Genomic DNA, 25340 nt, shown 5'->3' on the forward strand with positions numbered 1-25340 from the left:
GGTTCGGATACCCCTACGGGTATAGGAACAAGTAGTCCTCCTCTTTGATTCCGATGCGTTGGATACCCGTATGGGTATTGTAGATGGCGAGGAGGAGCCATGACCGCTGAAACACGGAGCCATCCGGACCGGCTCGCCGGCGTGCGGACCGTCCTTGCCGTGGTGGCGCATCCGGATGACGAGTCCTTCGGACTGGGCGCGGTCCTCGACCACCTGATCGGCGCGGGGGCCGAAGCCGCGGTGCTCTGCTTCACCCGCGGCGAAGCCTCGACCCTGCATGCGGCCGCCGGTGATCTGGCCGAGGTACGGGCGGCCGAACTGAGCGCGGCGAGTGCCGTTCTCGGAGTCGGACGCACGGAGCTGCTGGACTACCCGGACGGACGGCTCGACCGGGCACCAGTGGACGACCTGGCCGACCATGTGCGCCGGTTCGCCGCGACGGTACGGCCGAGCCACCTGCTGGCCTTCGATGTCGGCGGCATCACCGGCCATCCCGATCACGTGCAGGCGACCCGTGCGGCACTGCGCGCGGCCGACGGTCTGGGTCTGCCCGTGCTCGGCTGGACGATCCCGCGGGACGTGGCCGCGACGCTGAACGCCGAGTTCGGCACCGGCTTCACCGGCCGCGACGGTAGGCAGGCCGGTCTGCCGCTCATGGTCGACCGCACCCGCCAGCGCCGAGCGATCCGCTGCCACCGCAGCCAGTCCACCGAGAATCCGGTGCTGTACCGGCGCCTGGACCTGCTCGGCCCCACAGAGCACCTACGACTACTGCGGCCCGCTCCAGGGAATGCGGCCGACATTAACCCGCCCGAGGGAGGACGATCACGCAATGCCTGCCCGGGTGGTCGATAACGAAAGGGGAGTTCCATGAACTACGGCATGACCGTCCGGCTGCACCGGCCGTTCGCCGAGACCGTCGAGCAGGTCAGGGCGGCACTGAAAGAGGAGGGGTTCGGCGTGCTCACCGAGATCGACGTGCGGGCCACGCTGCAGGAGAAGCTCGGCGAGACGATGGAGGACTACCTCATCCTCGGCGCCTGCAACCCTCCGCTCGCCCACCGGGCTCTGGAGGTCGATCGGCGGATCGGCCTGCTGCTGCCCTGCAACGTCGTCGTACGGTCCGAAGGCGGCGACACCATCGTCGAAGCACTGGACCCCCAGGTCATGGCCACGGTGAGCGAACAGCCCGGCCTCGGACCGGTCGCCGATGACGCCGCCGGGAGGCTCACCGCAGCCCTTGAGTCCCTGCGCAGCTGAGCCCGCCGGTCATATCGGCACCCGTTCCCGCGAGGGCTCGCGGCCGACTGCTGCCTCGCGTCGCCCCGTACTTCAGAAGTGCGGGGCGATCTTCGGGGACAGGCGGGGCATGCCGGTCTTCTTTCGTCGCAAGAGGCCGGTTCCGGGCCCGGTGCGGGCCGGGTCCGGAACCGGGGATCGGTGATGGTCGCGAGGTCAGGCGGCGGCAGCGACGCCCGGCGGCAAGGCGACGATGGCAGCGCGGTAACCGCCCGCGCAGTGCACCCACACTTCACCGCCGGCACCTGCCTCATCGTCATCAGCCGGGCACCATGGCGTCCCGCGTATTCATGCCTGTCCCTAACGTCACCACCACCAGCACGCCTTCATATACCCCGTAGGGTATGCGAAGCAGGGTAGCGGAAAATCGGAACGACGCGCAAATACCCCGGCGGGTATCTAAGCACGCGAAGTGAGCTCTGCACCGCCCGTATGGTCGGCCGCGCCAGCAGGCCCTTATACCCTGGCGGGCATGAGGAGGGCGACGTGAAATTCGAGGCGGACTCGCTGACCGACGTCCTCGTGCGCTTGCGGCGCGCGCAGGGTCAGTTGGGCGGCGTCATCCAGATGATCGAGAACGAGCGGGACTGCAAGGACGTGATCGCCCAACTGGCGGCGGTCTCCCGGGCACTGGACCGCGCCGGGTTCAAGATCATCGCGACGGGCCTGGAGCAGTGCGTCCGGGAGGGCGCGGACCCCGAGCAGGCTCAACTGGACCGCGCCCAACTGGAGAAGCTTTTCATGAGCCTCGCCTGACCCCGGTCACGGCGCACATCGGCCCGGTGACCATGCGGACGACGGCGGCCGCCGGCACGTCCGGCGACGGTTCGCCGCCCGTCCGGCCGGGGGCGGGCGGCGATGCGGGGCTGCGATGTTCGGTTCTGCGCGCGGTGTTCAGCTCGCCCACGCCTGGAAGGCGGCCAGGTGCCGCTGGGACGTGGCGATCAGCCGGTCATAGACCTGCTTGACGTCCGCCGCCTTGACCTCCTGAGCGGCCTGCTTCAGTGCGGCGATCTGCGCCTTCTCGGCGGTTACACCGACATGGAGGGCGGCCCGCTCGTTCGCCGACCCCTGGGCCAGGAGCCGGTCGTGCTCGGCCTTGACGTCCGCCGAGGTGAACTGCCCGGTGCCCTTGCCGTCGGTGGGGTCGCTCCCCCCGTACCGGTCGAGCAGCGTAAGAACCGCGCTCAGGTGGCTGCCCTCGGCATTGGCGATCTGGTCGAAGACCCGCGCGTCGTACCGGGCGGCGAACGCCGTGTACAGCTCGTGCGCGAGCTTCTCCTTCTCCGCCTGCGCGGCCAGGGCCGCCTTCTGCCCCGCGGTCACGGTACCGCTGGGCGCCGTCAGGTTCAGGCAGGTCCCGTCACCGAATCCGCGCTGGAACCGCCCCGTACCGTGGTGGATGCCCTGTCCCACTCCGCCGCCGGCTCCCGGCGGGCGCGGGTCTACGCTACGGCTCACCGCCGGCGGTTCGCCGGGGCCGCCTTGCCCGGCGCCGGCCAGGACCGGTGCCGCGGCGGCGAACCCGCCCAGCGCCAGAGCACCGCCCGCGGTGAGCGCAATGGCCGTCTTTCCGATGCGCTTCATGACCGTTCTCCCTTCTCTTCCCGGTCCGTTTCGCTGTTGCCATCAGCCTGCCCCCGCGCTCTGCAGCCGGCATGTGGAGCGTGTGGAGGCCGTATGGAGCTTCGAAATCCGCCCTTGGTCCCTGTCCGGCGGCGGCCGCCGCGGCGTATCCAGGAGCCATGGAAGGTGCGAGGCGGAACGGCGGGACGTTGGGCCACCGGCTGTTCGCGGCCTTCCTTCTGGTGGCGCTGGCCTCCCTCGCCGTTCTGACGGCGGCGGCCTTGATCGGCACCGACCGGGGGCTGGGGGCCGCCCGCCAGTCCGAGCGTGAACGGACGGCCGAACGAGTCGCCGCCGCGGCTGCGGCCTCTTACACGGCGGCGGGCGGCTGGGCGGATGCCGACCTGCGGGCGACGCGCACGGTCGCGGCCGGTGCCGGCGCCAACCTGTTCATTCGCGATGCCGAGGGGAACGTCGTCGTCTCCCCCGCGGGCCCGCATGCCGGGCGGCCGGGTGAAGGGCCGGGAGGCGGCCATGGCCCGGACATGGGCGCCGGCCAGGGTACGGTGGCCAAGCCCGTCCAGGCCGCCGGGAGGACGGTCGGCTCGGTGCGGCTCGCGTTCGGATCTCCGGCGGCGCCGTCAGGGCGGGACGTCGCCTGGTCGTGGATCCTGCCGGCCGCCGCGGCGGCGGTGGTAGCCGCGGCAGGGACGAGTTGGTATGTCAGCCGCCGGCTCACCCGGCCGCTGGTGCGCCTCGCGGTCGCCGCACGAGCTCTCGCTGCGGGGGACCGCTCGGCCCGCGCCCATGTGAGCGCGCCCGGCGAGCTGGGCGAACTGGTCATGGCCTTCGACCGCATGGCCGACGAGCTGAACCGGGCCGAACTCGGCCGACGGCGAGTGGCCGCCGACGTCGCCCACGAGTTGCGCACGCCGCTGGCCGGACTGCAGGCGGGCCTGGAGGAGCTGCGGGACGGGTTCGCCGAACCGGGTCCGGCCCGCCTGGCCGCATTGCACGACCAGGCCCTACGCCTCGGCCGGATCGTCGGAGACCTCGCGGAGCTGTCCGCGGCGGAGTCGGCCGCCCTGTCGCTGCGCCTGGCCGACATCGATATCGGCGCTCTGGCGTGCGAGGCGGTCGCCGCGCGCCGCGCCCAGTTGGATGCGGCCGGCCTCACCGTCCACACCGACATCGCTGACGGCATCGTGATCCGCGCGGACGCCGACCGGATCCACCAGGCCCTCGGAAACCTGCTGTCGAACGCGTCCCGCTACTGCCGTGCCGGCGATTCGGTGGCAGTGCGGGTACGCGCTGAAAAGGACGAGGCCGTCATAGAGGTGGCCGACACCGGGCCCGGCATCCCCGCCGCCGAGCGCGCCCATGTCTTTGAGCGTCTCTGGCGGGGAGCGTCCGGTCGCCGGTTCGGCGGCGGCTCGGGCATCGGTCTGGCGGTGGTGCGCGAACTGGTCACCGCGCACGGAGGCACGGTCACCATCTCGTCACCGGACGGCGGCGGCACGACCTTCGTCGTCCGACTGCCCGTGCGCTGGTGAGCCGCTCTTCGTCACGGCGGAGCGCGGCCATGCCGTCCTAGGTGTCGCGTTCGAGCGCGAGGCGGTAGCCGACACCGAGCACGGTCTCGACGATGACGGCTCCGGCCGGACCGAGCTTGCGGCGCAGGTTCTTCACATGCGAGTCGATGGTTCGCTCGTAGCCAGCGAACTCGTAGCCGCGGACGCGGTTGACCAGCTCGTACCGCGAGTACACGCGTCCCGGCACGGCCGCCAGTGCGGTCAGCAGACTCCACTCGGTCGGGGTGAGGTCGAGCACCGCGCCGTCCAGGCGGGCTTCATGCCGCTCCTCATCCAGCAACAGCCGCCCGCCATAGCTCGCGGCCGCCGGGGTGGCGATGTCTCGGGCCGTCCGGTTCAGCACCGCCTGAACCCGCAGCACCACCTCAGTCGGGCTGAACGGCTTGGTCACATAGTCGTCGGCACCCGACTCCAGGCCCCGGATGCGGTCCTCGACTGCGCTGCGCGCGGTCAGCACGATCACCGGGACCTCCCCGCCGACGCGGGCCGCGCGCAGCACGTCCAGTCCGTCGACGTCCGGCAACCCGAGGTCGAGCACCATCAAACGGACCGAGTGCTCGGACACCATGCGTATTGCCTCCGCGCCTGATCCGGTCGTGATGACCGCGTATCCGGCGCGTTCCAGATAGCGGCGTAGGAGGTCGCGGATCTCCCTTTCATCCTCAACGAGGAGCACACCGGTGGTCATGCTCCCTGTCTACCCTCGACTGAGCGGCTTCCCGAGAGGCGAACGGCCCGCTACGGGTGGGACGTTGGCCTTCCCCCGGCCCCGGCAGGAAGAGGCCGCGACCGGAATCAGGCACACGGCGGGAAGCGGGAACCAGCGCAGCCGCTCGAAGTCGTCGGGGAGGCCCGGCGGGCGCGTGTCGACATCGTCAGGCAGAGAACCCAGCAGCTCGCGGGCACTGCGCAGTTGCTCGGGAAGGACGCTCTCGTCGGCTCGAGGCCGCGCGACCGGGCGAGCGAGTTCGCCGTCGGGCCCGTAGCTCAGGTCGGCCAGGCGCAAGGGCGGTTCGGGAGCGCCGCGACGGTGCCGCCAGAGTCCGGTGCGCGGGTTGAAGTGGTAGTCGGCGAGCAGCCGGTGCCCATAGGCGGCGATGAGGTCGACGGCCGCTATGAGGTAGTCGCAGACGGTATCGGAGATGAAGTAGTTGAAGTTCACGCGTGTCCAGCCGGGCTTGACGCCCTCGCAACCCTGCCCGGTCTCCTCGCTCAGGGCGCGGGAATGGGCGGGATCGATGGCCAGCAGCCGGTGGCCGTAGGGGCCCGCGCACGAACAGCCACCGCGGGCCTGGACGCCGAACATGTCGTTGAGCACGGCGACCACGAAGTTGTGGTGCAGGTAGAGGTCATGGAAGCGAATCCGCACTGACACGATCGACAGGCGGCGGGAGTACCGATCGCCGAGGATCTCGATGTTCGGGTTGTGCTGCCAGCGGTCCAGCGCACGACGCCAGAACCGCTCCTCTCGCGCCTGGATGAGCCGTGTGCCCACGGCCTGCTTGAGTTGGAAGACCAGTCCGGCGCGAATCGATTCCACGATCGCCGGGGTGCCGCCCTCCTCGCGCGCCACCGGATCGTCCAGGTACCGGTGGCCGATCGGGTCGACGAACGCCACCGTCCCGCCTCCCGGGACCGTCGGCACCGCGTTGCGCACCAGCTCACGTCGGACGACGAGCACGCCGGGGGTCTGCGGCCCGCCGGGGAACTTGTGCGGCGACAGGAAGATCGCGTCCTTGTGGTCGCCGCGGCCCGGAGCGCTGGCGACCATCCGGATCGGGACGTAGGCGCCGGCCGCCGCGTAGTCCCAGAACGACAGCGCGCCGTACTCGTGCAGCAGGGCCGCGATGCACTCGGTATCGGTAAGGATGCCGGTGACGTTCGAGGCCGCCGAGAAACTGCCGATGAGCAGAGGACGGTCGGAATACCGCACGAGCTTCTCCCGCAGGTCTCCGGCGTCTATATGCCCGTCCGCGTCCTCGCCGATGACGACGACGTCGGCGATCGACTCACGCCACGGCAGCTCGTTCGAGTGGTGCTCGTACGGCCCGACGAAGACGACGGGCCGCCGTTCGGCGGGGATTCGGTCGCTCAGCCGGTACCGGCGGTCCAAGCCCTCGGGAACGCGCAGCTCCAGGATGCCGATGAGTTTGTTGATCGCGGCGGTGGCCCCGGACCCGCAGAAGATCACGAGGTCGTCCGGGCCGCCTCGGACCGCCTCACGGATGATCCGGCGCGCGTCCTCGCGCAGCCTGCTCGTCTGCAGCCCCGTGCCGGAGCTCTCGGTATGAGTGTTGGCGTACCGCGGCAGGACCTGCTCCCTGATGACGTCCTCAATGAAGTCCAGCGCCCTGCCCGATGCCGTGTAGTCGGCGTAGATGATCCGGCGCGGCCCATAGGGGCCCTCCAGAACCTCGTCATCCCCGATCACGCCGTGCCGGATCCGCTCCAGCAGCGGCGAGGTCGGTGAGCCGCCGCCGGCTTCGCTGTGCTCCGAATCGCAGGACAGAGGCATGGCCCCTCCCAGGGTATGCAGCCTGGTGCCCGTCGTTTCTGACGCTAGGCGTTCAGAGGCGTCGCGCTCAGGGGCCAAAGTCCCGGGATGACCGTCCTGAGGTCATGCTGCTCCCCAGCACCTGGTGAACTGCTCACCCAGTTCCTCCTGGCAGGTCGCCGGCCGCGTGGACCACCATTCGGTCGCCCCGAGTTGCTCATGGAGGACGTCACGTTGTCCAGATTTCCTGAGCGAGCAGATCGCGCATCGACACCATGCCGACGACGCGGCCTTTGTTGTCCTGGACGGGCAGGTGACGGATTCCCCCATCCAACATTCGGCGGGCCACTTCGCGCACATCCTCCTCCAGCCCAGCGGTCTTGATCTGCGTTGATGCGTACGCCACTGCCGGCTGCGAGGCCGGTTCGGGCGAGCTCGCCAGCGCCTCGACCAGGTCACGCTCGGTGATGATCCCGAGCACTTGTTCGCCGTCGAGCACCGCGAGGGCGCCGATCTCGTTGTCTCTCATCCACTGCGCGACCTCGACCAGCCGTTCATCAGCTCGGCAGCCGAATACCATCGGACGATAAACATTATTGACCAGCATTTTCCACCTCTAATGCATTGATCGGACTGACGACTATCAGGCGGGGCGATGGCCCTGCCTCGGAGCCTGCAGGACACGGTCGATCAGCAAGTGCAGGTGGGACCGGAACCGCATGACTTCCTGTGGGGCCAGAGCGTCTCGGTGGCCGTGCGGCAGTGAGGTGGCGCGCCACGGCGTTGGTCGATCACCGTGGTTGGGCACACCGTAAGTGACGAAACCGGTCATTGCCCACACCAGGGTCCAGAGCATGTAATCAACATCAACGCCCGGGGGCACCAGCGGCCGTACGGCGTCGGCGACCATGTCGGTCAGCGGCCGCTCGTACTCTGACTCCAAGTCAGCGCTGCCGGCCGCGTCCCCCACCCACCGGTGCAGCCACAGCCGGGCCACCAGGGGATGGGACAGATGAAAGTCCAGGTAGGTGTCGGCGAAATCGCGTAGCCCTCCCGCGGTCAGGCGCATGGACTCCACCGCCTCCTCAAGCATCGCCTGCTCGATGAGGTGCGCACGCCGCATCACCTCGTGATAAAGCTCCAACGTGCCACCGGTTCGTTCCAGCAATGTGAAAGTGTCCACACCAGCAGCCTCGGCGATCATGCCGCCAGTGGTGCCGTCGAAACCAAGGTCGGCGAACAATCGAGTCGCGACCTGAATGATCCGCTCCCGCTCAGAACCCGCGCGTGCGCTCATATCGACGCCCTATACCCAGCGGTCTGGGCACTGCACCCGTTTACACCGGCGCTCCCGCACCGGCGCGTGACCGTGCGATTAAGTAGGGAGCGATCTCCAAGGGCCATGGCCATGACACTTTGCCGTGTCCGATCCGGGAACGGAAACAGGGCAACGGAAATGTTGACTTCTCTAAGCAATGCCATTACTCGCATGCCCCGGCCCGGTGGTTGGTCCCCTGGTGGGGGGTAGGAGGGCTGCACGGCTGTGTCCCTGCGACGACGGGGGTGAGGATATGGCTGGGCGGCCGGTTTCGGGTGGGCCGTACCGGGGTGGCGGAGGTCCGCCGCGGCGGGATGGGCGGTTGCCGGATCTGGGCGGCAGAGACTTGGACGAGATTCAGGCGGGGCTGCAGCGGCTGGCCGCCGAGCACGGCCGGTTGCACCAGTTGTTGGACGCGGTGCTCGCGATCAGTAGCCATCTGGAACTGGAGGAGGTGCTGCACACCATCGTCGAGGCGGCGCGGGCCCTGGTGCAGGCCCGGTACGCCGCGGTGGGGATCCTGGACGACCACGGTCAGTTCAGCAAACTGATCACCGCGGGGGCCCGGGTCGACCAGTGCGCCGACCGGGCGGGTGAGTTGCCCCACGGAACCGGACTGCTGGGAGATCTAGTGCGGGATCCTCGACCGCTGCGGGTGGAAGATCTGCCCTCCCATCCCCGCAGTGCGGGGTTCCCTGCCGGACATCCGGTGATGACCACGCTGCTGGGCGTGCCGATCCGGGTCCGCGACACCGTCTACGGCAATCTCTATCTGGCCGACAAGACCGACGGACCGTTCACCGACCGGGATGAGGAGGTGGTGTCCGCCTTGGCCAGCGCGGCCGGAGTGAGCATCGAGAACGCCCGGCTGTACGCGCGGCTGCGCGCGGCCACTGAGGACTTCCAGCGGCGGCTGCTGCCGCAGATGCCGCAATTGCACGAGTGGGAACTACAGGCCCGATACCAGCCGTCCAGCCAGGCGCCGAGTGTCGGCGGCGACTGGTACGACGTCATCCACCTGCCCGACAGGGTGCCGTGCCTGATGGTCGGGGACGTGATGGGCCATGACCTGCGGGCGGCCACGGTGATGAGCCAGATCAGCAACATGCTCCGAGTGATCGCCTTCGACCAGTGCGAGCCGCCCAGCCGGATCCTGCAGCGCCTGGACCGGGCGCTGCACGAGTTGCACGGCGGGCCGATGGCCACAGTGATCGTGGTGCGGCTGGAAGGCAATGGTGCAGGGCGGCAGCTGCGGTGGGCCAGCGCCGGGCACCTGCCGCCACTGCTGGCCGTCCCCGGCGAGCCCGCCCGATACGTGGAGGCCGCTGTCGGCCCACCGCTCGGGGTCGATCCCGACGTCGTCCGCCCCGACCACGGGCATCAGCTCCCTGTCGGTGCGACCATGCTCCTGCACACCGACGGACTGATCGAGGACCGGGCCCACACGCTGGACGAGGGCATGCGGGGAGCCGTTCGCATCGCCACCGACCACGCCGACCGCCCGTTGCCGCAACTGTGCGACGCCCTACTGACCCACTGCCGGCAAGCCGGTGAGCACGACGCATTCGAAGACGACGTCGCACTGCTCGCCGCCCGGCTGGCCCCCCGACCGCCTTGAGCTGCAACGGAAGTCTTGACGGCATCTATAACGGGCGACCGCGCAGCCGGTTGCCGTGCGACAGGGTGCGGACCGGCTCGTGGTGAGACCATGCCGCCGCTTCGGGAACCCGATCGCCCTGAAGGTCATGCCGGGGCCGACGGAGCGCCGGCCTGGATGGTTAGCGTTGGGCCGCGGGCCACCATTGCGAGCCGGGGGGATGGTCGTGGCTGATTACTGGTCCAGTGCAGTGCTGATCGGTGTGCTGGTCACCTTCAATGCGTTGTGCTCAGGCACCGAAATCGCGTTGGTCTCCGTTCGCGCAGGTCAGCTACGGCAGTTGGAACGCCGGGATGCCGCCGGTGTGAGTGCGCTGGCCCGGCTGGAGCGGGATCCGAACCGCTTCCTGGCCACCATCCAGATCGGGATCACCCTGGCCGGTTTCCTGGCCTCGGCAACGGCGGCGGTGTCCCTGGCCGAACCGCTGGCGCCTCAGCTGGCCTTCCTCGGTGAGGCCGCCGAAACTGTTGCGGTCGTGCTGGTGACGATGATTTTGACCTTCATGACCTTGGTTTTTGGAGAGTTGGCCCCCAAGAGACTGGCGATGCAGTACGCGCAACGGTGGGCGTTGCTGGCCGGCAGGCCCTTGAACATACTCGCGACGATCTTCCGGCCTGCGGTGTGGGTGCTGGGCAAAGCCACCGATGCCACCGTGCGAGCTCTCGGTGGTGACCCGAGGGTCTTCGATGACCAGGTCAGTTTCGAAGAGCTGAGGGACCTGGTGATCGAGCACCGGGGACTGAGCCGAGAGCAGCGCCGAATGATCACCGGGGTGATGGAACTACAAGAGCGGATGCTGCGGGAGATCGTGGTGCCCCGTCCCGCGGTCTTCACCCTCCGGGCAGACACCCCGACCGCTGCAGCCTGTACGGCACTGGCCGCCGCTGGACACTCGCGCGCCCCGGTGCTGGCGTCCCCGAGCCCGGAAGACGTCGTCGGCGTAGTCCACCTGCGCGACCTCCTCGCTCAGGAGGGGACCGTTGGGCAGGCCGCACGTCCGGCCGTGTTGTTCCCTGACACCCTTTCAATCGCTGAGGCACTGCGCCGCTTCAAGGCCGAAGGGCAGCAGTTCGCGCTGGTCATCGATGAGGGCTGCGCAGTGAGCGGCATAGTCACCATGGAAGACCTGTTGGAGGAGATCGTCGGAGAGGTCTACGACGAGACCGACCATGACGTCGTACAAGCTCAGCGATTCCCCGATGGATCGCTGCTACTACAAGGCACCTTCCCGGTGCACGACCTGCCCGACCTCGGAGTGGAACTCATCGATCGGCCCCAGGGCGAGTACGCCACGATCGCCGGGCTCACTCTGGCCGCCCTCGGCCGCATCCCCGACCGACCCGGAGACCAGGTCAAGCTGGCTGCGTGGACCATTGAGGTCACCAGGATCGACCATCACGCCATCACCGCCGTCCGGCTCCGTCCCCAGAGCAATCCCCGAAGGCAAGTCGAAGAATGATCCATGCCGACACCGATCTCGAGCCACCCGGACTGGTGAATCCGTTCCCGAAGGTGACTGCTGGGCCTGGCCGACCGCGGCAGTGGTTTCGTGGACCTTCTGCCGCCGTGCTTCGGCGACGGTGAACGGGTGACGTTAGCTGGAGGGGATGACGGCGACCGGGCAGCGGGCGTAGTGGATGACGCCGTGGGAGATCGAGCCGAGTTGGGGTGCGGTCCAGCGCCGTTGGTGGGCGCCGACCACGAGGAGGCGGGCGTTGCGTGAGGCGTGGGACAGCGCGGTCACCGGGTGTTCCATGATGATCTCGTCCACGACGTCCACGCGCGGGTACTTGGCGCGCAGCGGCTTGTAGGTCTCGATGACCTGGCCGCGCAGGTCGAGTTCGATCTGTTCGGCGTCGATCGCGTAGCCGGCCTCGATGAGGGTGCCGAATGTCTGCCAGGCGTGGACGACGCGCAGCCGGGCGTCCCGCAGCGCGGCGGTCTCGAAGGCGTACTCCAGGACGGTGCCGACGTCCCGCAGGAGGTCGATGCCGACGACGATCTCGCCGCGGTCGGCGGTGTCCCCGTGCACGATCACGACCGGGACGGTGGGGCGCGCGGCCACCCTCAGGCTCGTCGAGCCCAGCAGCATGCTGGCGAACCCGCCGCGGCCTCGGCTGCCCACCACCAGCTCGAACGCCTTGTCCGACTGCGCGTGCAGGGCCTGCGAGGGCTCCTCGGAGACCAGGTCGGTCGTGACCTCCAGGCCGGGCCAGCGCTCCTGCACGCGTTCGCGGGTGGCGGTGAGCAGCCGGTGCCCGATGCGGCTCATTCGTTCGGTGGTGTCGGCCGGCACGAACAGCGGCGCCCTGTAGGGCCAGGTCTCCAGGGCGTGGACGATGTGCAGGGGGCGTTCGCGCAGGACGGCTTCGGCGGCGGCCCACTGCAAGGCGCGGTCCGACTCCTCGGAGCCGTCGATGCCGACGACGATCGGCTCGGACATCGTGTTCTCCTTCGGCTCTCGGTTCCCTTTTTCCAGGCTCTTTGCCGGTCGCGCGCGACCCTAGGGGCGAAGGTCCCCGTCCGGGCGGCCTTTGTGCCCGGTGCCGGCGAGTCCGCCGCCCCTAGAAACCGCAGCACTGGGTGGGAAGCGTGGTGGTTCCGGGCATCGAAGCAACGGCGAGGTGGACATGCGGGTTGTGATCGCGCGACGTGGCCCCGAGGTACTGTTCGTTCTCGCGGGCGGCGGGCTGGCGGCCGGCGCCGCCGTCCGTTGGACGGTCGGGACGGATGCCGGTGACCTGGTCTGGCTGCTGGTTACGATGCTCGCGCTCGTCCCGGCGGTGTGGTGGGTCGTGGACGGGCTGCTGCACCGCAGGTTCGGCAGCGACGTGATCGCGGTGCTGGCGCTGGCGGGGACGGTCGCGGTCGGCGAGGCCCTCGCCGGCGCGGTGATCGCTGTCATGCTCACCGGCGGGCGGCTGCTGGAGGACCGAGCCGGGCGGCGGGCTCGCCGCGATCTGGGATCGCTGCTGTCACTGGCGCCCCGCGTCGCGCACCGCCGGACAGACGGAGGCGGTCTCGACACGATCGACGTCGCCGAAGTGCGTCCGGGCGACCGGCTGCTGGTCCGGCCGGGCGAGGTGGTGCCGGTCGACGGGTTGGTGGAGCACGGGACGGCCGTCCTGGACGAGTCCACGCTCACCGGCGAGGCGCTGCCGGTGGAGCACCCACCGGGTGGCGCTGTGCGCAGCGGCGCCGTCAACTCGGGGCGGCCCTTCGAGCTGCGCGCGACCAACGACGCGGCCTCCAGCACGTATGCGGGGATCGTCCGGCTGACCGAGGAGGCCGCGGCCGAGAGCGCGCCGTTCGTGCGGCTCGCCGACCGGTACTCTGCCCTGTTCATCCCGGTGACGCTGGTGCTGGCCGGGGCGGCGTGGGCCGCCGCCGGGGATCCGGTGCGAGCCGTGGCGGTACTGGTGGTGGCAACGCCCTGCCCGCTGATCCTGGCCGCGCCGATCGCGTTCGTGTCCGGCCTGTCGCGCTGCGCGCGGCGGGGCGTGGTGGTGAAGGGCGGGAGCGCGCTGGAGCGGCTCGCCAGGGCGCGAGTGCTGCTGTTCGACAAGACCGGCACGGTCACCACCGGACATCCCGCGCTCGCCGAAGTCATCCCCGCCCGCCCGGCGCCCGCCGGTGATCCGCTGGTTCTGGCGGCCTCGCTCGACCAGGTGTCGCCGCACGTGCTGGCGTCGGCGATCGTGCGCGGAGCGCATGAGCGCGGGCTGACGCTAGCCGCGCCGTCGGACGTCGAGGAGACCGCCGGGCAGGGCGTGCGCGGCGTCGTGTCCGGCCATCGGGTGAGCGTCGGCAAGGCGAGCTGGGCCGGCGAGGCCGATCCGGCCTGGCTGGAGCGGGTGCGCCGCCGGGCCGCCGCGCGTGGCGCGATCACGGTGTTCGTGGGGGTGGACGGGCGGGTCGCCGCGGTTCTGCTGCTGCGTGACCGGATCCGCCCGGATGCGCCGCGCACGTTCCGGTTGCTGCGCCGGGCCGGCATCGAGCGCACCGTGATGGTGACGGGCGATCGCGCGGACGTCGCGAACTCGATCGGCGAGCTGGTCGGCGCGGACGCCGTGCACGCCGGGCTCACTCCGGCGGAGAAGGTGGAGGTCGCCCGCGCGGAGAGCGAGCGGGCGGCGACCGTGATGGTCGGCGACGGGGTCAACGACGCGCCGGCGCTGGCGGCGGCCGGGGTCGGCGTCGCGCTCGGCGCCCGGGGCGCCACGGCGTCGTCGGAGGCGGCCGATGTGGTGATCACGGTGGACCGGCTGGAACGGCTCGCCGAGACCCTCGCCATCGCGCGGCGCACCCGCTCGGTCGCCCGGCAGAGTGTGGTCGCCGGGATGGGCCTGTCGCTGGCCGCGATGGTCGTCGCGGCGTTCGGGCTGCTGACCCCCGCGGCGGGCGCACTGCTCCAGGAGGGCATCGACGTCGCCGCGATCCTCGCCGCGCTGCGCGCGCTCGGTCCGGGCCGGGACCGGGAGCCGCGGCTGCGCGGCGACGCCGCCGAGCTCGTCCGGCGGCTGGACGAGGAGCACCGCGCGCTGTGGCCGCGCATCGACCGGCTGCCCGTCCTGGCGGACACGATCGCGACCTCCGGCGACCGGGAGCGGGACGCCGCACTGGACGCGCTGACGGGCTTCCTGACCGACCTCGCCGAACACGAGCGCAAGGATGAGCGGCTGCTCTATCCCGCGGTCGCGCAAGCCCTCGGCGGCGCCGACCCCACCGGGGCGATGAGTCGCGGCCACACTGAGATCGCCGAGCTGACGCGCCGCATCGGTGCGCTCATCGCGGAGGTGCGGTCCGCACCCGAGGCTCCGGAGCCCGTGAGCGATCTGCGCCGGACCGTCCAGGAGCTGTACGGGATCCTGCGGCTGCATTTCGCGCAGGAGGAGGAGAACTACTTCGTCCTCGCCGACGTGCACGGCACCTCCAGGCCCTGACGTTCGGCGGCACTGGCGGGACCTTCGTCACTCCTCAGCGCAGCCGTGCGGGCGAACGCTGGAATCCCCACCCAAGGACGGTGAATTCCGATGCGACGCCTCACGGCATTCTCGGCGGCGGTGCTGCTTCCGGCGACCCTGGTGACCGCGCCCGCCCTGCCCGCTCTGGCAACGTCCTCTCCCATGGCCCGTGCGGCGGCGACCGAGGACGTCCCCACCTACACGCCCGGCATCGCCGGCTCGCCCAGCGGCAAGGGCTTCGACGTCGCCTACCGGGCCTCCACCACCAACGTGCTGTACCGGCGGTTCGTCGACGGTGCATGGTCCACCCCGCTCAACCTGGCGGGACACCTGATCGGCGGCGCCGCCGTCACCTTCGCCGGCGGCGACCCCCACGTGTACGGGCGCGGCGTCGACGGCAAGCTGTGGGAGCGCGTCCGCGTCAACGGCACCTGGCAGCCCTGGGCCAAGGTCGACGATCTGATCATCAGCACCTCGCCCGCAGCCGCCGGGCACCCGGACGGGCGTGTCGAGGTGTTCGTCCGCGATGCCGCCGACAAGCTGCAGGCCAAGACCTACACCCCCGGCACCGGCTGGAGCGCCTGGACCACCCTGGAAATGACGGCCGACTCCGCGCCCGCCGCCGCCGTCACCGGGCCGGACACCGTCCGCGTCGTGGTCACCGGCCGCGACCACGCCGTCTGGACCCGGACCCGCATCGGCACCGCCTGGGCCGATTGGACGTCCCTGGGCGAGAGCACCTACAGCGGCCCCGGCATCGCCGCCGACACCACCACCGGGAAGGTCTGGGTGTTCGTCCGCAACGGCGGTACCCACCGGCTGCGCGTCCGCGCCTACACCGGGTCGTGGGGCGACTGGCAGATCATGGGCGGCCTGTACGTCGACGGGCCCGGCGCCGCGTTCGCCGGCGGCAAGACCGTGTCGGTCGGACGCGGCCGGGACGGGGCGTTCTGGAGCCGCACCATCACCGGCACCACCTGGACGACCGATGTGAAGGCCTGGGTCCCCGGACCTCCGCCCGGCGTGCCGTCCGCGCTGCGCGGCAAGAACGTCACCAAGATCCCCACCACGTCCAAGGTCTCCGCGCTGACGTTCGACTCGGCCTGGGACGCCTCCGGGGTCGCCTCGATCCGCGCGACCCTGCAGCGCGAGAACGTTCCGGCGACGTTCTTCCTCGTCGGCGACTTCGCCCGCGGCTTCCCGGTCTACAGCAACCTGCTGGCCGGGTCGGGGTTCCGCATCGGCGACCACAGCGACACCCACCCCGACTTCACCAAGATCAGCGACGCGACGGCCAAAACGCAGGTCACCACCGCCCGCACCGCGATCTTCAACACCAATGGTGCGCAGGCCGTGCCGTTGTTCCGTTTCCCCTACGGCGCCTACACCGCCTCGGACGTGACGCTGCTGAACGGCTTGGGCTACGTCCCGGTCGGCTGGACGGTCGACTCGCTCGGCTGGCAGGGGACCTCGGGCGGGCAGACCGCCGACAAGGTCATCGCCCGCGTGCTGGCGGCCAAGACGCCCGGGATGATCGTGCTGATGCACGTGGGCGCCAACCCCGATGACGGCACCACGCTGGACGCCGACGCGCTTCCGGCGATCATCACCGGGCTCCGCGCCGCCGGGTACTCCTTCACCACCCTCGACGCCCTCATCCCCTGACCGGTGGGCACGCAGACCGCCGAGGGCGGTCCCGCCGGCCCACCGGCCGCCAGGGACCGCCCGGGGAGACGCGGACGCGGCCGGACCTGGTTCGGCCGCGTCCTCGGCCTGCTCATCGTCGTCGCGATCTTCGGCAAGGTGCTGCCCGACCTCGTCGATCTGGGGAAGGTCGCCGGCATCCTGCGGACGCGCGTACACGCCCTGGACCTGGTCCTGCTGTCGGCGTTCACGGCCCTGTCGGTGCTGCTGTCGGCCATCGGCCTCAGCGCGGCCTTGCCGGGGCTGCGGCTCGCCCCCGCGTCCGCCATCAACGTGGTGACCACCGCGCTCTCCTACGCCCTGCCAGGCGGGGGCGCGGCCGGCGCGGCGCTGAACGTCACGATGTCCCGGGACCTCGGTTTCCGGGCGGGCCCGATCGCGCTGCAGGTACTGGTGACGGGCGTCTGGAACCTCGTCGCCCGGCTGACGCTGCCGCTGCTCGCGCTCGGTCTGCTCGCCATGGCGTCGGACGTCCCTCCCGGAGTGCGCGGGGCGGGCACCATCGGGCTGGGACTGGCCGCCGCCCTCATCGTGCTGACCGTCGTCATGATGTGGAGCGACCGCGCGGCGTCGGCGATCGTGGCCGGCTTCGCCCGGGCCGCGCGCCCCGTCGCGCGGCTGCTGCACCGCCGGATCGCCGACCGCACCGGTGACGTCGGACGATTCCAGAGCGAGGCCCGCGAGCTGATCCGCGACCGGTGGCCGGCCCTGACGCTGTCGGCCGTCGGCTACCACGTCTGTGTGTTCGCGGTGCTGTACATGTCGCTGCAGGCGGCCGGCGTGTCCCGGGTCGGGGTGCTGGAGGCGTTCACCGTCTACACGGTGGCACGCCAGGTGACCGCCATCCCGCTTACGCCCGGCAGCGCGGGCGTCCTCGAACTCGCCCTGATCGGCGGGCTCGACCTCACCGGCGCGGATCTGCCCGCCGCCACGGCCGGTGTCCTGCTGTTCCGCTTGTTCACCTACCTGCTCTACCTTCCGGTAGGCGGCGCGGTGTGGGCGTGGTGGCGGTGGCGCCGCCCGCGGGTCGCCGCGCATCCGCACGAGGCCGCGTTCCGCCACCCCATGGACGCGCTCCGCCTGATGCTCGCACTGGCGGCGCTGATGGTGCTGGTCGCGGTGAGCCGTGACGTGCCCGGCTGGGACGCCGACCTGTTCCGGCTGGTCAACGACCTTCCGGACGCCATCGAAGTGCCGATGTGGCTGCTGATGCAGGCCGGCTGGGTCGGCGCGGCCGCCGTCGCGGGCGTCGCGGCCGCGGCTTTCCGCAGGTTCCGGTTCGCCGTCACGCTCACCGTGGGCGGGACGCTGGCGTGGGTGCTCGCCAAGGTCGTCAAGGACGTCTCCGGCCGTCCTCGCCCCGCCGCGCTGCTGGAGGACGTCGCCCTCCGATCCGACGCGACGCCGTTCGGCACGGGCTTCGTCGCCGGCCACACCGCCGTCGCCGCGGCGCTGGTGACGGTGGCGGGCGCCTACCTTCCCCGCCCGTACCGGCGGACTCTGTGGGTCGTGGTCGCCGCGGTCGGAGCCGCCAGGATGTACGTGGGGGCGCACTTCCCGGTGGACGTGCTCGGCGGCGCGGCCCTGGGCTGGGCCGTGGGCGCGGCTGCACTGCTCATCATCGGAACGCCCGCGCACCGTCCCCGGCTCGCGGCGATACGCGAGACGCTCACGCGCCACGGGTTCACGGTCACGGACGTGCGTCCGCTGCCCGGCGACCTGCGGCACGCCGTCCCCTACGCCGTGACGACATCCGCCGGGCGGCTCTTCGTGAAGGTCATCGGACGCGACCAGCGCGACGCCGACGTCCTGCACCGGCTCGGCCGGCTGTGGCGGCGCAGGCCGGGCGAGCCTCCGTTCGCCACCGCCAAGCACCTGGCCGAGCACGAGGGGTACCTGCTCATGCGCGCCCACCGGGCCGGCGCGCGGGTACCGTCCGTCCGGTTCGTGACGGAGGCCGGTCCGGGCAGCTGGGCGCTGGTCATGGACCACGTTGATGCGTGTCCGCTCGGCACGGCCGATGCGCTCACGCAGGAGGCTCTGGACGACCTGTGGCGGCAATGCGCGGCACTGCGGAACGACCGCATCGCCCACCGCGATCTCCTGCCGGGCAACGTCCTGATCGATGCGCGGGGACGCCCATGGATCGTCGGCTGGGGGCGGGCCGAGACCGACACGGCACCGGCCCTGCTCGACGAGGACGCGGCCAAGCTGGTCGCGATGACCTCTGCGGTCACGACCCGCGACCGAGCGGCGGCCGCCGCCCGGCATGCCCTCGGCCCGGCAGCGTCCGTACGGCCCGTGGCCGGCAGGCGAAGGCCATGGCGCCGCCGGGCGTTCGTTCTGCCTGGGCCGTTCCCACCGGACGCGGCCGCCACCGCGCGGCACCCGGGTGACGTGATACGGGTCGCCGCAGGGCTAGCCATTTGCCTCTCTCTTGCCCTCTTCGCTGCCGACGGACTTCTGCTGCGCCCCGAGGCCGGCGTCTTCCGGCTCGTCAACGATCTGCCCGGCTGGTTGTTCTGGCCGGTCAACGTCGTGATGCAGACCGGTGCGCTCGGCGCCGTAGGGGCGACGGCGGCGGCGGCCCTCGCCGTCCGCCGGGTCCGGCTCGCCGTCGACCTGGCCCTCGCCGGGACCCTGGCCTGGCTGCTCGCCAAGCTGGTCAAGGACGCCGCCGACCGCGGACGTCCCGGCGCGCTGCTGTCGGAGGTCGTCCTGCGCGGTGCGCACGAGGGCGGGCTCGGCTTCGTCTCCGGTCACGCGGCGGTGGCCGCCGCCCTGGCCACCGTGGCCGCCGCGCACGTCCGTCGCCCGGTCCGGTGGGCGCTGTGGGCGGTCGCCGTCGCCGTCCCGCTGGCCCGCGTCTACGTGGGCGCCCACTTCCCGCTCGACGTCGTCGCCGGGGCGGCCCTCGGCTGGGCTGTGGGCGGCGCCGTGCACCTCGCGCGCGGCACGCCCAACCACGTCCCGGCGCCGGCGCAGGTCGCCGCCGGTCTCGCCCGCTGCGACCGGGCGGGATCCCTCGTCGAGCCGGTGAAGGCGGACGCCCGCGGCTCGGTCCCCTTCACCACCCTCTCCCCCGACGGGCGCACGGCCTTCGTCAAGGCGCTCGGCCGCGATCAACGCGACGCCGACCTGCTGTTCAAGGCGGCCCGGTTCCTCCTCTACCGCGAGGTCGAGGACGAGGCGCCGATGGCGAGTCCCAAACGCCAGGTGGAGCATGAGGCGTACATGCTGATGCGCGCTGCGTCCGCAGGTGCACGCGTGCCCGCCGTCCTGGGTGTGGCGCCTGCCGGAGCGGGCACGTGGATTCTCGCCGAGGAGACCGTCGACACCGGCGGCCGGCCGGCGACCTCGTTGGACGACACCTCCCTCCGCCGCCTGTGGGGTGAGGTCGCCAAACTCCGCAAGGCGCGGATCGCGCACCGCGATCTGCGCTTGGCGAACGTGCTCATCGACACCGGCGGCAACCCGGTGCTCGTCGACTTCGGCTTCGCCGAGGACGCCGCGAGCAACGAGCGGCTGGCCCAGGACGTGGCCGAACTCCTGGTCTCCACGGCACTCCTGGCCGACCCGCGGCGGTCCGTCCAAGCGGCCGTGGACGTGCTCGGAGCATCCGCCGTCGAGGCCGCCGCCCCCTACCTCCAGCCTCTGGCGCTGGCACGATCCACCCGGATGAAACTGCGGGACACCCCCGGGCTCCTGGAGGAGTTGCGCACCGCAGTGACCCGTGCGGGGGCGACCCGTGCCGCCCCTCGCCCGCTGTCGCGGATCCCGTCCCGGCCGTGGTTCCTGCTGCTGCTCGTCCTCGCAGGCTACGTGACCTACCACGCCCTCATCGGCATCGCGGGCCTGCGCTCCCCCGTGGCCGTGCTCGCGGACGCCGGTGTGCGCTGGCTCTTCGTCGCCCTGCTGCTGGTGGCAGCCTCCTATGCGGCGGCCGCACTCTCCTTGATGGGCGCCTCAACGCGCGACCTCGCCTTCGGGCGCACCTGCGTGCAGGAGGCCGCCGCGTCCTACGCGTCCCGCCAGCACCCGACCGGCCGGGGCGGCGCCGCCGTCCTCGGCACCTACCTCCGCGACCATGGAGCCGGGCCGTACGAAGCCGTCGCGACGGTCGCGCTCACCCGGTTGACGGGCGCGTTCGTCCATCTGGTCGCCTTGGCCCTCGCACTGGCCTCCGCCGCGGTGCAGGGACGGGAGACGCTCCGTGCACCGACCTGGTCCCTGCCGCTGGTCCTGATCGTCTCTGCCGTCGCCGCTCTGGGGACGGTGCAGATATGGCGCCGCCGGGCGGAGCTCGTGCTGCAGCTGAGGGCGGCCGCGGCCGGCCTGCCCGGGCGGATGCGCCGCCCCCGGCGCCTGATCGCGCTCCTGGCCGGCAACGCCGCGGTGACCAGCTTCTCCGTGCTGGCGTTCCTGGCCGTGGGCCACGCCGTGAACGTGCCGCTCTCCTCCGTCGCTCTGGCTGCGGTCTACCTCCTGCTGGTTCCGCTGCGTCTCCTCGGTCCCCTCCCGGGCGGACTCGGAATCGTCGAACCCATGCTCGTCCTCGCCCTGGTCACCCTCGGGACGGGGCCGACGGAAGCCGTCCTGACCGTGCTGATCTACCGGATCCTCAGCTTCTGGCTGCCGATCCCGCCCGCCGCTCTGGTCTTCCACACCATCGGCGACCACGGCCGGATCAGTCGCCGGTGAGGTCCCGGCGCTCGAAGAGCAGGTGGCCGGCTGCGGTGAACAGCACGCCGACCGCGACCATGACGGCGGCGGCGACGGGTTCGAACGGTTCGGCCGGGACGCTCGCGAGGTGGTGGAACGGGGAGACGTCCAGGATCAGGTCCGGCCAGTCCAGCGCGGGCCCGATCATCTCGACGAGGTAGGCGACGACGACCGCCGCGGCCGACACGGGCACGGTCAGCCGGGGCCGGATCCCGAACACGAGCACGGCAAGGCCCGTGGCAAGGACGGCGACCGGAAGCGGATTGAGGTTCGCGCCGAGCATCTCGGCGAACCCGACGCCGGCGCCCGTGGCGGCCGCGCCGGCCCACATCGCGGTCGCGGCGGCCAGCCCGAGCAGCAGCGCGGAGGCGAGGGTGAGGACGACATGGCCGCCGAGCCACCGGCCGCGGCCGACGGGACGGGCCAGGACATGGTCCAGCCGCCCGGCTGCCTCCTCGGCGCGGGCCGCGCCGATGCGCCAGCACGCGTACAGCGCGATGAGCAGGCCGATGAGGATGCCCATGACACCGGCGAACCCCTCGGCGACGTCCGCGGCGTCCCACCCGATCGTCCCCAGGACCCGCTGATAGTTCGGGTCTTCGGCCATGAGGTCGACGGCGGTGACGATCAGCGCTCCGGCGACGAACGCGTATCCGGCGATGCCGAGCAGCCAGCCGGCCAGCATGCCGCGCGTGCCGCGCCGGGCGAAGGCCAGTGGACTGCCGAGCCCGCGCATGCGGGCGCGGGCGCGGTCCGGTTCATTGATCAGCGCGTCCGCGGTGTCGCGCCGGGACCGCAGCACGATGGCGCTGGAGGCAAGGACGGCGGGGACCGCCAGCAGAACGGTGAGCGCCGACCAGTCGGGATCGTGGTAGGGCTGCAGGTCGTCCAGCCACCCGAACGGGGTGAACCAGCGCAGCCAGCCGCGCGAGTCGGCGCTGTTGGCGGCCATCCGCAGCAGGAAGAACACCCCGAAGACCGCGGCCGAGGCGGCGGTCACACGCCGCCGCACCTGAAGCAGCTGAGCCAGCACCGCCGCAACGCCCGCGAACGTCGCGGCGAACCCGGCGAGCCCCAGACCGAACACCACCGAACCCTTCCCGCCCGCGCCCATCAGCGCCAGCGTGCCGGCGGCGGAGGCACCGGCCGCCAGGACCGCACCCGCCAGCACGATCACCTGCACCAGAACGACACGGGAAGGACGAATCGGACCGGCCAAGACGAGTTCGGCGCGGCCGGACTCCTCCTCACCGCGCAGCAGCCGTCCCGCGGCCAGCAGCGCCCAGACACCGGTGATCGCGGCCAGCATCCAACCGGCGTCCCAGGCGACGAACCCGCCCGCCGTGTCGACCGCATGCGGAATGCCCTGCAGCATCCGCACCGCGGGATCGTCCGACATCGCCGCGAGCTTCTGCCGCGACGCCGCATCCGGATAGGTCTGCTCGTAGGAGAAGACCTCGACCGCGACGAAGAACGCGACGACCGGCACCAGCCAGCCGACACCGCGCCGGATCAGGCGAACGGTCAGCAAGGCGACCCGCAACGCCGCCGGGTACCGCCGTCCCAGGCCAGGGCGGACGGCCGCCTGGCGCACCGGGATGGTCCTGCTCATCGCTCCGCCCCGGCGTAGTAGCTCAGGAAGATCTCTTCCAGGGTCGGCTCGTGGCTGCGCAGCCGGACCAGTGAAGGTGTGCTCAGCCGGGACAGCACCGCCGACGGTGATCCGCTGACCGACACCCGGACACCGCCGTCGATGGGCTCCACACCGGTCACGCCGGGGACGCCGGCGAGGTCGGGGACCGGGCCGTCGATGATCGCATCCAGTACCGTCCCGCCGAGGGCACGCAGGTCCTCCAGCGCGGCGACCTCGACCAGCCGCCCTTCGCGCAGGATCGCCACCCGGTGGCAGACGTCCTGGACCTGGTCCAGGATGTGGGAGGACAGGAAGACGGTCTGGCCTCGGCCGGCCGCCTCCCGGACCAAGGCCTGGAATTCGGCCTCCATGAGCGGGTCGAGGCCGGACGTCGGCTCGTCCAGAAGGAGCACGTCCGGCCGGGTCATCAGCGCCGCGATCAGCGCGAGCTTCTGCCGGTTGCCCTTGGAATAGGAGCGGGCCCGCATGCCCGGGTCGAACCGCAGCCGCTCGACGAGCTCGTCCCGGAACGGCACGTCCACATCGCCGTGCAGGTTCCCGAGGTAGGTGAGCGTCTCCATCCCGGTCAGCTGCGGCCAGAGCGCCACGTCCCCGGCGACGTAGCCGATGTGCCGGTGAGCGCGCTCGACGTCCCCGACCGGAACGTCCATGAGCCACGCCGTACCAGACGTGGGCCGAACGAGGCCGAGCAGCAACCGGATCGTCGTCGATTTCCCGGCACCGTTCGGCCCCAGGAATCCGAAGATCTCCCCACGCCCGACCTCCAGGTCGAGCCCGTCCACCGCGACCACCCGCCCGAAACGCTTCGTCAGGCCCTCGGTTCGTATCGCCGACGCGACCACAGCGCACCTCCTCACAATCCCGCTCCCGAAGCTAGAGAAGTGATCAGCGTTCGGCAGCGGCCAAAGGTCCCGTCACCGCCCGTCCTTCGGCACCCGTCGGCGGGCCGCCGCGAACCTGGTCCCGAACCGGCCGTCTTCGGCCCGGGTGTCATCGGGACGTTGGTCCCTGGCGGCGCAGTGGGCGACGACGGAACCTGGTGCCACTGGTGAGGCTCACGAAAGGAACGGTCATGGGCGTCCATGCCACCTGGCAGAGCGCGTCCGCACAGCTCACAACATCCGTCGAGCATGTGCCTGGTACGACGCGCGTGGCGGCCGCCGGTGAGCTGGACATCGCGACCGCTACCGACTTCGGAATCGAACTGGCCCACGTAATCGACGAGCACGGGCCCGACGTCCTGATAGACGCTTCCAGTCTGACCTTCTGCGACGCCCGCGGACTCGCCGCGATCGTGGCCGCCGATGGACTCGCGCGGCACCGCGGCGGCTCCGTCACGCTGACCGGCGTCCGGCCGCAGATGGCGCGGATCCTGCGCATCACTCGGCTCGACAAGCGGTTGCGCCCCGTCACGGCCGCCGCCGGCTGAAAGAACGCCGTCGGCTTCGCTTGACGAGGGGCAACGGCCCCCGGAGTCCGCACAACGCGAGCTGGAGGTGAGGGCATGACCGTCCTGGTGGCATACGCAAGTGCGCACGGGTCCACGCGGAGCATCGCCGAACGGATCGGGGCGGTACTGACCGAGCACGGTGAGCAGGTCGAAGTCTCTGCCATGAGCGGCGTGGGCAACGCCGGCGCCTACAAGGCGTTCGTGCTCGGCAGCGCCGTCCACAGCCGAGCCTGGCTGGCCGAGGCGACCTGCTTTCTGGAGCGGGAGCGCGCCATCCTCGCCGAGCGGCCGGTGTGGCTGTTCAGCGTCGGGATGCCCGCCGCGCTGCGCGGCCCTTGGCGCGGCTACGGTCCCAAGGAGGAGGCCCTGCTGGCAGACAACCTGCACCGGACGCTCGACGCCCGCGAACACCGGCTCTTCTCCGGGGCCTTCCGGCGCGAGCACATCCCTCTCGCCGGGCACCTGATCTGCAGGCTGCTCGGAATCCGATACGGCGACTACCGCGACTGGCCGGGAATCGATGCCTGGGCGTCGAAAATCGCGGGTGAGCTGAAGCCGCCCAGGTCAGTACCTGCGCCGGAACCTGCCGTCGGAGTCGTCGTGCCGCCCGGTGCCGCGGTCGCCGAGATAGAAGAGCCCGAGCAGGAAACCGACACCGACCATGACAATAATGATCATCGTCATCCCGAACAGGACTGAGGATCCCGGCATCGTGACCACCTCTTCCGCTCCGTTGCGGTCCACACCCAGTGTGCGCCGTGACCCGGCCCGGCGGCAGGGACCTTCGGCCCATCGACGGGGGACGAACGCCGGATGGGACGGCGACTCCTCCGAGGTATCGCCCGCTCACCGTGGTAGATGCGGCCAGTCGACGGGCTGACCGGCCCGCGCCGGCGCCAGGGGCCGGCCTTACGCCGGGT

19 protein-coding genes are annotated in these 25340 nt (G+C 71.2%); 11 read left to right on the forward strand and 8 right to left on the reverse strand.

Annotated features, from left to right (window positions below; genetic code table 11):
• Window positions 1-99 precede the first annotated feature (99 nt).
• The 3 genes from ABFX46_RS36980 to ABFX46_RS36990 all read left to right on the forward strand — a co-directional run bounded on the left by ABFX46_RS36980 (window position 100) and on the right by ABFX46_RS36990 (window position 2055).
• On the forward strand, window positions 100-855 hold the full coding sequence (locus ABFX46_RS36980; RefSeq protein WP_346048645.1) for a PIG-L deacetylase family protein: 756 nt from the start codon (window positions 100-102) through the stop codon (window positions 853-855).
• A gap of 15 nt (window positions 856-870) precedes the next feature.
• Window positions 871-1260 (forward strand): DUF302 domain-containing protein, encoded by a 390-nt coding sequence (locus ABFX46_RS36985; protein ID WP_346048646.1) that lies wholly within the window; start codon window positions 871-873, stop codon window positions 1258-1260.
• 525 nt (window positions 1261-1785) lie between these two features.
• Entirely contained in the window at window positions 1786-2055 is a 270-nt protein-coding gene (locus ABFX46_RS36990) for a metal-sensitive transcriptional regulator (protein WP_346048647.1), read from the forward strand.
• A gap of 138 nt (window positions 2056-2193) precedes the next feature.
• On the opposite strand, the gene ABFX46_RS36995 is transcribed toward ABFX46_RS36990, so the two are convergent.
• Window positions 2194-2886: a DUF2202 domain-containing protein gene (locus tag ABFX46_RS36995; protein ID WP_346048648.1), complete on the reverse strand. Its 693-nt coding sequence runs from the start codon at window positions 2884-2886 to the stop codon at window positions 2194-2196.
• Between the two features lie 158 nt (window positions 2887-3044).
• On the opposite strand from ABFX46_RS36995, the gene ABFX46_RS37000 reads away from it, so the two are divergent.
• Window positions 3045-4418: a HAMP domain-containing sensor histidine kinase gene (locus tag ABFX46_RS37000; protein WP_346048649.1), complete on the forward strand. Its 1374-nt coding sequence runs from the start codon at window positions 3045-3047 to the stop codon at window positions 4416-4418.
• A 37-nt stretch (window positions 4419-4455) separates the two neighbouring features.
• On the opposite strand, the gene ABFX46_RS37005 is transcribed toward ABFX46_RS37000, so the two are convergent.
• The 4 genes from ABFX46_RS37005 to ABFX46_RS37020 form a co-directional block, all read right to left on the reverse strand.
• Window positions 4456-5145, reverse strand: a complete 690-nt coding sequence (locus ABFX46_RS37005; protein ID WP_346048650.1) for a response regulator transcription factor — start codon at window positions 5143-5145, stop codon at window positions 4456-4458.
• A 9-nt stretch (window positions 5146-5154) separates the two neighbouring features.
• Window positions 5155-6972, reverse strand: coding sequence for an aminotransferase class V-fold PLP-dependent enzyme (locus ABFX46_RS37010; protein ID WP_346048651.1), 1818 nt, complete (start codon window positions 6970-6972; stop codon window positions 5155-5157).
• A 208-nt stretch (window positions 6973-7180) separates the two neighbouring features.
• A complete protein-coding gene (locus tag ABFX46_RS37015; protein WP_346048652.1) occupies window positions 7181-7558 on the reverse strand; it encodes a CBS domain-containing protein in 378 nt (125 codons plus the stop codon).
• A 36-nt stretch (window positions 7559-7594) separates the two neighbouring features.
• Complete coding sequence (locus ABFX46_RS37020; RefSeq protein ID WP_346048654.1) at window positions 7595-8248, reverse strand: TetR/AcrR family transcriptional regulator; 654 nt, start codon at window positions 8246-8248, stop codon at window positions 7595-7597.
• A gap of 367 nt (window positions 8249-8615) precedes the next feature.
• Here ABFX46_RS37020 and ABFX46_RS37025 point away from each other — a divergent pair, with 367 nt between their 5' ends.
• Window positions 8616-9887 carry a PP2C family protein-serine/threonine phosphatase gene (locus ABFX46_RS37025; protein ID WP_346048655.1) on the forward strand — a complete coding sequence of 424 codons (1272 nt, stop codon included), beginning with the start codon at window positions 8616-8618 and terminating at the stop codon, window positions 9885-9887.
• 205 nt (window positions 9888-10092) lie between these two features.
• On the forward strand, window positions 10093-11385 hold the full coding sequence (locus ABFX46_RS37030) for a hemolysin family protein (RefSeq protein ID WP_346048656.1): 1293 nt from the start codon (window positions 10093-10095) through the stop codon (window positions 11383-11385).
• 135 nt (window positions 11386-11520) lie between these two features.
• Here the strand turns inward: ABFX46_RS37030 and ABFX46_RS37035 are convergent, their stop codons facing one another.
• Window positions 11521-12369, reverse strand: a complete 849-nt coding sequence (locus ABFX46_RS37035) for a universal stress protein (protein ID WP_346048657.1) — start codon at window positions 12367-12369, stop codon at window positions 11521-11523.
• A 187-nt stretch (window positions 12370-12556) separates the two neighbouring features.
• Between ABFX46_RS37035 and ABFX46_RS37040 the strand changes: the two genes are divergently transcribed.
• From ABFX46_RS37040 to ABFX46_RS37050, 3 genes are all read left to right on the forward strand, one after another.
• Window positions 12557-14869 (forward strand): heavy metal translocating P-type ATPase, encoded by a 2313-nt coding sequence (locus ABFX46_RS37040; RefSeq protein WP_346048658.1) that lies wholly within the window; start codon window positions 12557-12559, stop codon window positions 14867-14869.
• Window positions 14870-14959: 90 nt separating this feature from the next.
• On the forward strand, window positions 14960-16555 hold the full coding sequence (locus ABFX46_RS37045; protein WP_346048659.1) for a polysaccharide deacetylase family protein: 1596 nt from the start codon (window positions 14960-14962) through the stop codon (window positions 16553-16555).
• Window positions 16556-16558: 3 nt separating this feature from the next.
• Complete coding sequence (locus ABFX46_RS37050; protein WP_346048660.1) at window positions 16559-21295, forward strand: lysylphosphatidylglycerol synthase domain-containing protein; 4737 nt, start codon at window positions 16559-16561, stop codon at window positions 21293-21295.
• Here the strand turns inward: ABFX46_RS37050 and ABFX46_RS37055 are convergent.
• Both ABFX46_RS37055 and ABFX46_RS37060 read right to left on the reverse strand, forming a co-directional pair.
• Window positions 21282-22928: an ABC transporter permease subunit gene (locus ABFX46_RS37055; RefSeq protein ID WP_346048661.1), complete on the reverse strand. Its 1647-nt coding sequence runs from the start codon at window positions 22926-22928 to the stop codon at window positions 21282-21284. The two genes, ABFX46_RS37050 and ABFX46_RS37055, sit on opposite strands and share 14 nt — an antisense overlap.
• Window positions 22925-23812, reverse strand: a complete 888-nt coding sequence (locus ABFX46_RS37060; RefSeq protein ID WP_346048662.1) for an ABC transporter ATP-binding protein — start codon at window positions 23810-23812, stop codon at window positions 22925-22927. Before ABFX46_RS37060 ends, ABFX46_RS37055 begins: the two co-directional genes overlap by 4 nt.
• 230 nt (window positions 23813-24042) lie before the next feature.
• On the opposite strand from ABFX46_RS37060, the gene ABFX46_RS37065 reads away from it, so the two are divergent.
• Window positions 24043-24399, forward strand: coding sequence for an STAS domain-containing protein (locus ABFX46_RS37065; protein ID WP_346048663.1), 357 nt, complete (start codon window positions 24043-24045; stop codon window positions 24397-24399).
• Window positions 24400-24474: 75 nt separating this feature from the next.
• Window positions 24475-25119, forward strand: coding sequence for a flavodoxin domain-containing protein (locus ABFX46_RS37070; RefSeq protein ID WP_346048664.1), 645 nt, complete (start codon window positions 24475-24477; stop codon window positions 25117-25119).
• The last annotated feature ends 221 nt before the right edge of the window (window positions 25120-25340 follow it).

The organism is Actinomadura chokoriensis (assembly GCF_039529475.1).
GTDB lineage: Bacteria > Actinomycetota > Actinomycetes > Streptosporangiales > Streptosporangiaceae > Spirillospora > Spirillospora bangladeshensis.

Coding starts and splice junctions, on each gene's coding strand:
- ABFX46_RS37055 (WP_346048661.1), bottom strand. CDS start 22,928: ATGAGCAGGACCATCCCGGTGCGCCAGGCGGCCGTCCGCCCTGGCCTG.
- ABFX46_RS36980 (WP_346048645.1), top strand. CDS start 100: ATGACCGCTGAAACACGGAGCCATCCGGACCGGCTCGCCGGCGTGCGG.
- ABFX46_RS37045 (WP_346048659.1), top strand. CDS start 14,960: ATGCGACGCCTCACGGCATTCTCGGCGGCGGTGCTGCTTCCGGCGACC.
- ABFX46_RS37035 (WP_346048657.1), bottom strand. CDS start 12,369: ATGTCCGAGCCGATCGTCGTCGGCATCGACGGCTCCGAGGAGTCGGAC.
- ABFX46_RS37070 (WP_346048664.1), top strand. CDS start 24,475: ATGACCGTCCTGGTGGCATACGCAAGTGCGCACGGGTCCACGCGGAGC.
- ABFX46_RS37000 (WP_346048649.1), top strand. CDS start 3,045: ATGGAAGGTGCGAGGCGGAACGGCGGGACGTTGGGCCACCGGCTGTTC.
- ABFX46_RS36985 (WP_346048646.1), top strand. CDS start 871: ATGAACTACGGCATGACCGTCCGGCTGCACCGGCCGTTCGCCGAGACC.
- ABFX46_RS37040 (WP_346048658.1), top strand. CDS start 12,557: ATGCGGGTTGTGATCGCGCGACGTGGCCCCGAGGTACTGTTCGTTCTC.
- ABFX46_RS37020 (WP_346048654.1), bottom strand. CDS start 8,248: ATGAGCGCACGCGCGGGTTCTGAGCGGGAGCGGATCATTCAGGTCGCG.
- ABFX46_RS37065 (WP_346048663.1), top strand. CDS start 24,043: ATGGGCGTCCATGCCACCTGGCAGAGCGCGTCCGCACAGCTCACAACA.
- ABFX46_RS37010 (WP_346048651.1), bottom strand. CDS start 6,972: ATGCCTCTGTCCTGCGATTCGGAGCACAGCGAAGCCGGCGGCGGCTCA.
- ABFX46_RS37005 (WP_346048650.1), bottom strand. CDS start 5,145: ATGACCACCGGTGTGCTCCTCGTTGAGGATGAAAGGGAGATCCGCGAC.
- ABFX46_RS36995 (WP_346048648.1), bottom strand. CDS start 2,886: ATGAAGCGCATCGGAAAGACGGCCATTGCGCTCACCGCGGGCGGTGCT.
- ABFX46_RS37015 (WP_346048652.1), bottom strand. CDS start 7,558: ATGCTGGTCAATAATGTTTATCGTCCGATGGTATTCGGCTGCCGAGCT.